Source organism: Glaciimonas sp. GG7 (genome assembly GCF_052976905.1).
This window is the reverse complement of sequence record NZ_JBRIIQ010000122.1, coordinates 1-10,150: the sequence shown is the minus strand read 5'-3', so window position 1 is coordinate 10,150 and position 10,150 is coordinate 1. Positions and strand designations below refer to the sequence as shown.

9 protein-coding genes are annotated in these 10,150 nt (G+C 53.3%); all 9 read left to right on the top strand.

The annotated features are described in order from the left end of the window. The first annotated feature begins 13 nt into the window (after nucleotides 1–13). Nucleotides 14–4,465 (top strand): amino acid adenylation domain-containing protein, encoded by a 4,452-nt coding sequence (locus tag ACVBEF_RS18945; protein WP_447125477.1) that lies wholly within the window; start codon nucleotides 14–16, stop codon nucleotides 4,463–4,465. A 20-nt stretch (nucleotides 4,466–4,485) separates the two neighbouring features. Continuing rightward, the gene (locus ACVBEF_RS18940; RefSeq protein WP_447125476.1) at nucleotides 4,486–5,589 is read left to right on the top strand and encodes a GNAT family N-acetyltransferase; all 1,104 of its coding nucleotides are present in this window, start codon (nucleotides 4,486–4,488) and stop codon (nucleotides 5,587–5,589) included. Between the two features lie 345 nt (nucleotides 5,590–5,934). Continuing rightward, nucleotides 5,935–6,126, top strand: a complete 192-nt coding sequence (locus ACVBEF_RS18935) for a DUF1289 domain-containing protein (protein ID WP_447125475.1) — start codon at nucleotides 5,935–5,937, stop codon at nucleotides 6,124–6,126. Nucleotides 6,127–6,630: 504 nt separating this feature from the next. Beyond that, nucleotides 6,631–7,416: a beta-ketoacyl synthase chain length factor gene (locus ACVBEF_RS18930; RefSeq protein WP_447125474.1), complete on the top strand. Its 786-nt coding sequence runs from the start codon at nucleotides 6,631–6,633 to the stop codon at nucleotides 7,414–7,416. After that, nucleotides 7,406–8,188: a lysophospholipid acyltransferase family protein gene (locus ACVBEF_RS18925; protein WP_447125473.1), complete on the top strand. Its 783-nt coding sequence runs from the start codon at nucleotides 7,406–7,408 to the stop codon at nucleotides 8,186–8,188. Before ACVBEF_RS18930 ends, ACVBEF_RS18925 begins: the two co-directional genes overlap by 11 nt. Next, on the top strand, nucleotides 8,175–8,435 hold the full coding sequence (locus ACVBEF_RS18920; RefSeq protein ID WP_447125472.1) for a phosphopantetheine-binding protein: 261 nt from the start codon (nucleotides 8,175–8,177) through the stop codon (nucleotides 8,433–8,435). The genes ACVBEF_RS18925 and ACVBEF_RS18920 overlap by 14 nt, the downstream gene beginning before the upstream one ends. Nucleotides 8,436–8,485: 50 nt before the next feature. Then, nucleotides 8,486–8,740 (top strand): acyl carrier protein, encoded by a 255-nt coding sequence (locus ACVBEF_RS18915; RefSeq protein ID WP_447125471.1) that lies wholly within the window; start codon nucleotides 8,486–8,488, stop codon nucleotides 8,738–8,740. Nucleotides 8,741–8,766: 26 nt separating this feature from the next. Then, nucleotides 8,767–9,354, top strand: coding sequence for a hypothetical protein (locus ACVBEF_RS18910; protein ID WP_447125470.1), 588 nt, complete (start codon nucleotides 8,767–8,769; stop codon nucleotides 9,352–9,354). Nucleotides 9,355–9,466: 112 nt separating this feature from the next. Further along, a partial coding sequence (locus tag ACVBEF_RS18905; protein WP_447125469.1) for an AMP-binding protein occupies nucleotides 9,467–10,150 on the top strand: 684 nt, incomplete at its 3' end.

The following is a 10,150-nucleotide window of genomic DNA, read 5'->3' as shown; positions in this document are numbered from 1 at the left end:
GCGAGTGATGTTGATGCGGTGCAGTACCGATCAGCATTTATTGCTGCTCACTGCGCATCATATTGTCTCTGACGGCTGGTCGTCCGGGGTGCTGTTGCGCGAACTGGCTGAGGGGTATCGGCAGTCTGCCAGCGCAGGCAGCGATGCTGATGAAGACTGGACTTCGCGCGCACCATTACCGATTCAATATCCCGATTTTGCACTCTGGCAGCGTCGCTGGCTGGAGGCGGGGGAGGCAGAGCGGCAGCGTTGTTGGTGGCAAAAAACCTTGGGCGGGACGCATCCTGCGCTGAACTTGCCGACCGATCGATCACGGCCATCGACGCTATCGGGACAAGGCGCACGCCATACTTTTAACGTCTCTGCGGGGTTGACGGAACGCTTGCGCGCCATGGCCAGAGAGCAGGGGGTGACGCTATTTATGGTGCTGCTCGCCAGCTTTAAAGCGTTGCTGTATCGCTATAGCGGACAGGGGGATATCCGGGTAGGCGTGCCTGTCGCCGGACGCCATCGTGCGGAAACCGAGGCGCTGATTGGTTTCTTCATTAATACCTTGGTGGTGCGGACTTGCCCGCATGGTCAGCAAGCGTTTTCGGCGCTGCTGTCAGAACTGAAAGAGGCGCTGCTGGGGGCCGAGGCGCATCAGGATTTACCGTTTGAACAATTGGTGGAGGCGCTGCAAGAAGGGCGTAGCGCTAGCCATCATCCCTTGTTTCAAGTCATGGCGAATCATCAGAAACGTGGCGCTACGCCGCAGTGGAGCGGGTTGATAGTCGAGGAAGTTTCGGAAGGCAATCCGGTGGCGAAGTTTGATCTGACGCTGTCTACCGAAGAACGTGCCGACGGTATGCTGTTCGGGGCTTTTGTGTATGCATCGGAGTTGTTTGATGCGGCGACGATAGTGCGGCTGACGGCGCATTTTCTGGCGCTGTTGGAGCAGGTTGCGCATAGTGCTGATCTGGCGCTTGATCAATTGGTGCTGCTTAGCCCGGTTGAGCGGGCCCGGATTTCTCACTGGAACGTTGCCGCGGGAATGCCGCTTGCTCCCTTTGTACCGATCCATGTTGCGCTGGCGGCGCAGTGGCAAGCTTGCGACATCGCGCTTATTCAGGGCGAGCGCACGCTGAGTTGGGGCGAGTTTGAACTGCGTGCCAACCGGTTAGCGCATGCGTTGATTGCCAGTGGGGTCGGTGCGGAGGTACGGGTCGGTATCAGTATTGAACGCTCGCCCGAGATGATCATTGGCTTGCTGGCGATTCTTAAAAGCGGCGGGACGTTTGTGCCGCTGGACCCCGGTTATCTGGCAGAGCGGCTGGCTTTTATGGTGGCTGATGCGGGTGTGCAGCGTTTGGTGACGCAGCGGGAGCTGGCTGGGCGCTTGCCTGAGTTGACCACGTTGTATGTGGACGATGATCGTGCAGATCTGAGCGATCTTGCGCCCGATGTGGTGATTCATCCGGCGCAAAGCGCTTATCTGATTTATACCTCCGGTTCTACTGGTCAGCCGAAAGGGGTGACCGTTGAGCACGGTCCGCTGGCGCGTCATTGTCAGGCAATCGGTGAGCGTTATCGGATGCGTGCAACCGATCGAGTGCTGCATTTTGCATCGATCAATTTTGATCTGGCGCATGAATATTGGTTGATGCCGTTGCTGTTTGGCGCACGATTGATCATTACCGATCCGGTCTTGTGGAGTCCGGTCCAAACCTGCAACCAGATGGCGCGCCACGGTGTCACGGTGGCGGCGTTTCCGCCGAGTTATCTGGTGCAATTGGCTGAAGCTGCGCAAGCCTGCCCGGTCAAGTTGCGGGTGCTGGCGTTTGGTGGGGAGGCGCTCTCCTGTGAGCACTTTGACATGGTGCGCCGGGTCTTTGCTCCGGCGACGCTGATCAATGGTTATGGGCCGACTGAAACGGTGATCTCACCGATGTTGTGGATCACCGATGCCGACACCGATCCGGCGCAATGGCAGGACAACGCGTATCTGCCGATTGGTACACCCGTGGGCGCTCGCTCGGTATATGTGTTGGATGCGGCGCTCAATGCGTTGCCGCTGGGCGTGGCGGGCGAATTGTATGTAGGTGGCCCGTTGTTGGCGCGGGGTTATCACGCCCGGGCCGCGATGACGGCGGAGCGTTTTATCCCCGATCCATTCAGTGCAGGCGGTCGCTTGTATCGCACCGGCGACCGCGCGCGCTGGCGTGCGGACGGTAGCGTGGATTATCTGGGGCGTCTGGATCATCAGGTTAAATTGCGCGGTTTGCGCATTGAGCCGGGTGAGATCGAGGCGCAATTATTGGCCTGTGCCGGCGTGCGTGAAGCGGCGGTGCTGGTGCAGGGTGAGGGCGCGGATGCGCAATTGGTGGCGTATCTGGTGGCCGATGGCGTTGATCTGCTGCTCCTTAAGCAGCAACTAGGGCAACGCTTGCCGCACTACATGGTGCCGTCGCAATGGCTGGTGTTGGCGCAGATGCCGGTGACGGCCAACGGCAAATTGGATCGTCGCGCATTGCCTGTGCCGACATCGGAAGGACAGGGCGATGAGGTCTATCGCGCCCCGCAAAGTTCAACTGAAATCACATTGGCGGCGATCTGGGCGGAAGTGTTGAAACTGGAGCGCGTTGGCCTCGATGATCACTTTTTTGCACTGGGCGGGCATTCTTTGCTGGCGACGCAAATATGTGCACGCATCGGGAGTCGGATGGACCTGGTTGTGCCACTGGGGATGCTGTTTCAAACGCCGGTATTGGGCGAGTTTGCGGCACGGGTTGTGGGTGAAGGTCGTCGCGCTGAGCTTATTCCGATTCCACGCCGCACCGCTACTACGCGTGCGCCGCTGTCGTTTGCACAGCAGGGTTTGTGGTTGCTGTGGCAGCTTGATCCTGCTGACTGCGGCTGGAATATTGCCAGCGCCCGTCGGTGGCGTGGTGCGTTTGATGTGACTGCTTTGCAGGCGGCTTTTGATGCGTTGGTGACGCGGCATGCGGCGTTGCGTACTAGCTTTCCGTGTGGGGATGATGGCGTTGCCATGCAGTTGATCGATGCGGCTGCATCAGTGGCGATAGATATCGTCGCGCTTTCGCGCTGGCCGCATGCCGAGCGGGAGGCGGTTGCACTCATGTTGGGCGAGGCCGAGGCTATGCAACCGTTCAATCTGGAAACAGGGCCGCTATTGCGTGTGCGCTTGATTCAGATCGCGCCGGACGATCATGTGTTGCTGTTGACGATGCATCATATCGTCGCCGACGGTTGGAGTTGTGGCCTGATATTTGATGAATTGATGGCGGTTTATCGTGGCCATCAGCAGGGCGCAATGGTCGCCTTGCCTGTGCTGGGGATCACCTATGCAGACTATGCGCACTGGCAGCGTGGGTCTGCTCTGCATCACGTTACCGATACTGCTGAACGCGCTTATTGGCGTGCTCAGTTAAACGATGCTGCTGCGTTGATATTGCCTGCGCCAGACGATGCACCCCGATTGCCGGGTATGCGCGGGGAGCAATTGTTGTTTGCCTTAGAGGCCGGGCTGGTCAGTCGCGCACGCAGTCTTGCGCAAGATTGTGGGGCGACTTTGTCGATGCTGCTACAGGCTGCTTTCCATGCTTTGCTTTATCGGCATACCGGGCAGGCTGATCATTGCATCGGGATTCTGTCAGCAAACCGGGATCGGGTCGAAACGGAGGCGCTGGTCGGGTTGTTTTTGAATCCGCAAGTGCTGCGTGCGCGGATCGATCCGGGGTTGGATTTTATGGCGCTCATCAAGGCGGTCAGGGAGACTTTGCTGGGTGCGCAGGCGCATGCCGGATTGTCGTTCGGGGCCGTGGTGGAGGAGTTGCGCCCGCAGCGCAAACTCGGTCGCAACCCCTTGTTTCAGGTGCTGTATAACTTTATGCGTCCTGACAGGGAGAGTTTTACGGGTTTGCCGGGCATTCACATTGATGCGTTTTTTGTGCCGCGACGCAAGGTTGTGTTTGATCTTGAGTTCGATGTTGCAGAGGATCAAAACGGTGCTGTGCGTGGGGCTTTTTCTTATGCTGTTGACAGAGTGGATGCGGATTTTGCACAGGGGCTGCGGGATGACTATCCACGCTTGCTTGCTGCATTAGTGGCGGCGTCCGATAGTGCGCTTGCTGTTACGTCAGGTCCGATGCGATTGGCTGCCAAGATACAATATATCCCTGATACAAATCTGCCTGCACCGGCTTTGATGTCATTGCATCCTCAATGGGAAGCGACGATGACGCAATTATGGATGCGGGTGTTAGGCGTGACTGTTATTGGTCGTCACGATAATTTCTTCGCGCTAGGTGGTTCTTCGCTGCTTGCTCTGGCGGTCGTCGCCGGTGCACGTCGGCAGGGTATGGCGCTTGGCGTTGCTGATTTATTTCTTCATCAAACTATTACCGAACTTGCTGCGGAATTTGCTGCTGTATTTGCTGTTGAGAAGGGTATGTCGTCGTGCTGAAATTACATAAGGAAAATAATATGAACATCAATCATGCGCTCGCCAATGAGGCGGCGGTTAACTGTTTTGAGATGCAGATGACGGATGGGCCGCATCTGCATGTTGCATTGGATGGCAATACGCTTTCTGTGCGGCTCGATGGTGGTTTGACGCTGCAATTGTTGTTAGGGGAATCCAAAGGTGTGATCCGCAGCGCTATGTTGACGGCACTCAATGCATCGGATGCAACGGCACTGCGCCAGTCGGTGCTTGGCGCGCTCAATGTGTTGTTTGGGGCAGAGGCAGCACTGACGACGTTACAGCTGGATGTTTCGGACTATAAGCAGTGTTTGCCTTTGCTTTTGCAAAGCGGTCTTGCGGTGACTGACTTTGCCGGTGATACCTTATTGAAGCGCGAATGTTTTTTGCAGCAGCCGGATTTATGGATCGAAGGCCGCTCAAGCGCCGGTTATCCGCTGGCCTACCTGATCAGTAACGGCAAACGCCATCCGCGCCGTCCGCCGCAACCTGAGGCAGCGGTGGTGTATCGCCGCTTTATTCCCTGGCTGGATCAGTGGCTGAGCTTACGCAGGATTAATCCAGATACCGATCTGGAGCATGTGCATCGTTGGATGAATAATCCACGGGTGGCGGCGTTTTGGGAGGAGGACGGCGATCTCGATAAACACAGCGCTTTTATTGCCACGGCATTAGCCGACCCGCATATTCATCCATTGATCGGTAGTCTGGACGATAAACCATTCGGTTATTTTGAGGTGTATTGGGCGAAAGAGGATCGTATTGCGCCTTTTTATGCTGCCACTGATTACGATCGTGGATTGCATATGCTGGTGGGTGAAGAGTGGGCGCGTGGTCCACACTATATTGCGGCGTGGCTGAGTTCGCTGGTGCATTACGTGATGCTCGATGATCCGCGCACGCAGGCGGTGGTGTGCGAGCCGCGGGCAGACAACGCGCGCATGATTGATTATTTAAAACAATACGGTTTTGCTTACTTGCGGGAATTTGATTTTCCGCATAAAAGGGCGGCATTGATGGTGATCGAGCGAGAGGTTTTTGCGCAGCGGGATTGGTTGACTGGCTTGCATCGCAGGAGTAGCGATACGGTTGAGGTGCGGCGTTGAGTTGGTTTTGCCTGCTTTAGGGCCTGTTCACATATGATTTGGGAGCGCGAACGCGCGGCAGGCGTTACGTGTCTGGGCGCTGCGACACGACGTAGCGCGCTACGGCAAGGAGCGGCAACAATGGCATGCGACGCATGTAGCCACAGCAACCTGTTTGTTTGCTAGCTTAAGAATTTTCTGAGATACATGCACTATTGCCTGTTATAGAATTGATCCTTTAGGAAAATGGATAGCTATCTTTTGATGCTGATATTTTCTTTTAGCAAGATTTCATCTGATCGTCATCTTCTACTTCTTCTACTATTTCTCCCGCCATCATCTCTATTTATTATTAGCAAGGTTTGCATGTCAGATTATCTCCGGGAACGCCCCGATACCCCTTGCGTTGCTGTTTGTTCGACCACTTTCGATGATGTCTGTCGCGGTTGTGGTCGTACGGTGAACGAAGTCGCGCATTGGGTTTTTATGACCGAAGAAGAAAAGACTACGGTTTGGGAGCGAATTACTGCCGAGGGTTATCCAAAGCGCAAAGGATAATCCTGATAATGACAGTTGTTCGCTTCAAGTTGCCGATAAGTGATTGATTAAATTGACTATTTCATCAATCGATACAGTCATCTGCGGGGTGGGCTCGATTGCTTGTTTTTCCGGCTCCCCTTACAGAATTAGTCTTTCGCGCCTTACCAGACAGCTGGAAAAATGCACACTCGTGCCGGTCCAACTGCCGTAATGTAATTTTGTGTTGTTTTCTTTGATTTTTGATTTGAATTGTCGAATAATTAAGACAGTGATTTCGATTGGAAAACACAAGATTACACGCGTCTCTGTGGCACAAAATGGCGTTTATTAAGTGTTGCCTTTTCATTTTAAAAAGATAGTGTAAGCCCCTCGGGATGTCCGGATTGGGCATGGCATTTAGGATATAATGCCGCGCAAAATATGTGAATCAAGCCGGTTTAACTTCCTGAATTGGTTGCCGTTTATAGAATCTGATTGATCAATGGGTGTTGGAAAATCAATGAAATCAGCCGCGATCAAGCCATGAACGCAATTCAATTTTCAATCGCAGCGCAGGCCGCATGGGCGCCCGGTTTGGAGACCGCCGCTGACTGGCACGCATGGGCGCGTCGCCCTTTCTTAATTGAGGGCATGATCGATGCGCCGGTAGTGGCGATGCCAGCAATGTTACGGCGGCGTGCCGGATTTATTGGCAAGATGGCATTGGAAGTTGCTTATCGCTGTCTTGAAAAATCGCCTGAAGAGCGCAATGCAGTTCCGTCCGTGTTTTCTTCGCGGCATGGTGAATGTGTCCGCTCGGTCGCTTTGTTGCAAGACCTGGTGCAGGAAGTGCCGTTGTCTCCCACCGCTTTTAGTCTCTCTGTACATAACGCTACCGCTGGTTTGTTATCGATTGCGCGTCAGGATCAGGCTAATCATAGTGCTCTGTCTGCGGGTGATAGTGGCGTCGAACACGCGGTCATTGAAGCCTGCGGTTTGCTTGCAGATGGCGCAGATAAGGTTTTGCTGGTGGTCTACGATGGTTTATTGCCAGATGCGTTTTGTGCATTTCAGGATTGTGAGGATCAGCCATTTGCCTGGGCCTGGTTACTTCAGTCTATGGATAAAAATGCTGCCAATACCTACTCATTAAGTTGGGCCCTGAACGAGGATCAGATAAGTCATTCTGTCGAAGAATGTGGCGTCTCTGGAGTGGTATTGAAGCAACCGGCCGGGCTTGATGTCTTACGTTTTCAACTACGACAAGATTCTGAATTGCATAGGGTAGTTGGGAATCGTCGTTGGAGCTGGCGTTGCGATGTTCAATAGACTGAGCCGCTGTTGGCGGGTTGCTGCAACCGGATTGTGTTTTTTGCTCTTTGGTTGCGCGGGATTGCTGATGGGTTTTGTGGTGTTTCCATTGTTGAGAATGTTTGTCAGAGAGCATCGACCAAGGGTGTTACTGGTTCGTCAAATGATTCTGGTGGCGTTTCAAGCATTCATTCGATTACTGCGTGGCCTGGGTGTTTTGCGCTACGACATTACCGGTTTGGAGCGATTGCAGCGGCAAGGCTTGCTCATTTTGGCCAATCATCCGACCCTGATGGATACCGTATTTTTGATGGCTTTTGTGAAGGGCGCTGATTGTATTGTCAAAAGCGGCCTCTTGAAAAATCCATTTACCAGAGGTGCGGTGCAGGCGGCTGGCTATATCAGTAACGATTCCGGCGCTCACTTGGTGGACGATTGCATTGTCTCTTTGCGGCGCGGCAACAATCTGATTATTTTCCCTGAGGGAACGCGCACAGACGGGCCGATTATTCTCAAGCGTGGTGCGGCCAACATTGCTGTGCGCAATTTGTCAAACGTGACGCCGGTAGTCATCCGCTGTTTTCCACTGACTCTGGTAAAAGGCGAAAAATGGTGGCAGGTGTCGCCGGTGACGCCATATTTCAGCATTGAAGTAAAAGAAGATATCGACGTGTACGCCTTCGTTGCTGCTGCTGGTGGTGAGGGTCACGAAACGTTGGCGGCAAGACATTTAACTGCTTATTTGCAGAATTATTTTAGAAAAGAAAGTGCATGTTATGGAGCAGCTTGAAGATGAGGTGAAGCAAGTCATCATTGATGTCTTACAGCTCGAAGATATTACACCGGCCGATATCGAAACCGATGCGCCTTTGTTTGTCGATGGACTTGGGCTGGACTCGATTGACGCGCTTGAACTTGGGGTGGCTATTCAGAAGCGCTACGGCATTTCATTACCAGCAGATTCAGCGGAAACGCGCAACCATTTTGCTTCGGTACGCGCACTGGCTGCGATGATTTCCAGCAACAGAAATAAATAAGGTGTGAGATGACGGGTTTGACGAATTTGAATAATGCAGCTGCGATTGCAATGACTAAAGATGAAATTTACCTATGGGTAGTGGACGTTTTACACGATATGTTTGAGATCGATAAGACTAGCGTGACGCCACAATCTAACTTGTATACCGATCTTGATATCGACAGCATTGATGCCGTTGATCTGGTGGTAAAGCTTAAGCAGTTCACCGGCAAGCGTTTGCAGCCAGAAGTTTTTAAAGCAGTCCGTACGGTTCAGAACGTAGTTGATGCCGTGGCAGTATTGTTGGCCGAGGATACAAAATAAAACGTTTTTTTTCACGCGAGTCTTGCATGTCGCCAACCTTCGTGGCAGCGCTCAGAGTGCTCAGTGTGCTCATCACGTTATCTTATCCGCTGGCAATCTGGTTAGGCCACGGTCTGGTTGCACCGCGTGTGCTGGCACTACTATTAATACTGGCTGCGGTAATCAGGCTACCGACACTGAAACTGAGTAAGGCAAGCCGTTGGTTGATCATTGCAGTATTGCTGCTTGCTGCTATCGCGATCTGGAGCAACGCGCTGTTGCCGCTGAAACTGTATCCGGTCATCGTCAATATCGGCATGTTGTGCGCGTTTGGTTATAGCCTGGCAGTACCGCCATCGATTATTGAGCGCATGGCGCGCTTGACCGATCCAAAGCTTCCCGCCTATGCAATCGTGTATATGCGTCGGGTGACACAGGTTTGGTGTGGCTTTTTTGTCATCAACGGTGCGCTGGCATTGATCACCGCATTATGGGCCTCGCAGGTGGTGTGGAGCATCTATAACGGCGTGGTCGCTTATATCGCAATGGGTGTTTTGTTTGCTGGCGAATATCTTGTCAGAATCGTTGTTAAACGCCGTCATCTTCGTCAATTATCCTTGCAGAAAAATGTCTAATTTTTGCGATTTATTATCTCTGCTGTCGCCACTCAGAAGCGGCGTATCCAGTATTGAAAGGACTCGCCCGTTTGCATGGCGGGATGGCGTAATACTGGATCATGCGTATTTTTTGGCACAGGTAAATATCTGGCGCGACTTGTTTTTGCGTCAGTCAGGGGTACGCTTTGCGTTGTATCTGACCGATAGTGCGGCATTTTCTTGCGCATTGTTTGGTGCGTGGCAAGCGGATAAAACCATTTATTTGCCGGGCGATGTGTTGCCCGCTACCTGCGCCAATCTGGCCAATGCGGTGGATGGTTTTGTGGGCGAATTTCCGCAAGAGTATTCACCTCTGGCGCTGCCTTTGCAGGAGGCGAACACCGCTGATTTTAGTTTCGATTATGGATTTAAATCACTTTCTCCGGCCTTTCCTGGCGTCGTCATTTATACCTCCGGCAGTACTGGTGCGCCGCATGCGGTGGCGAAAAATGTCTCTCAGTTAGCCAGCGAAGTAGCAACGCTGGAAACGCTCTTCGGCGACCGCATTGGCGACGCCGACGTGATTGCCACTGTGTCGCATCAACATATTTATGGATTGTTGTTTAAGGTGCTGTGGCCTTTGGCGTCGGGACGCGTCATGCATGCGCGGCATATCGAATTTCTGGAAGAGCTATCGCCTCTGTTACATCGCGCTGGTGATCGACCTGCAGTTCTTATTTCCAGTCCGGCGCATCTGAAACGGATTCCTGCTGCACTCCCAGCAATATCACCAGACTTACTGCGGGTGGTGTTTTCGTCAGGGGGGGCGTTATCG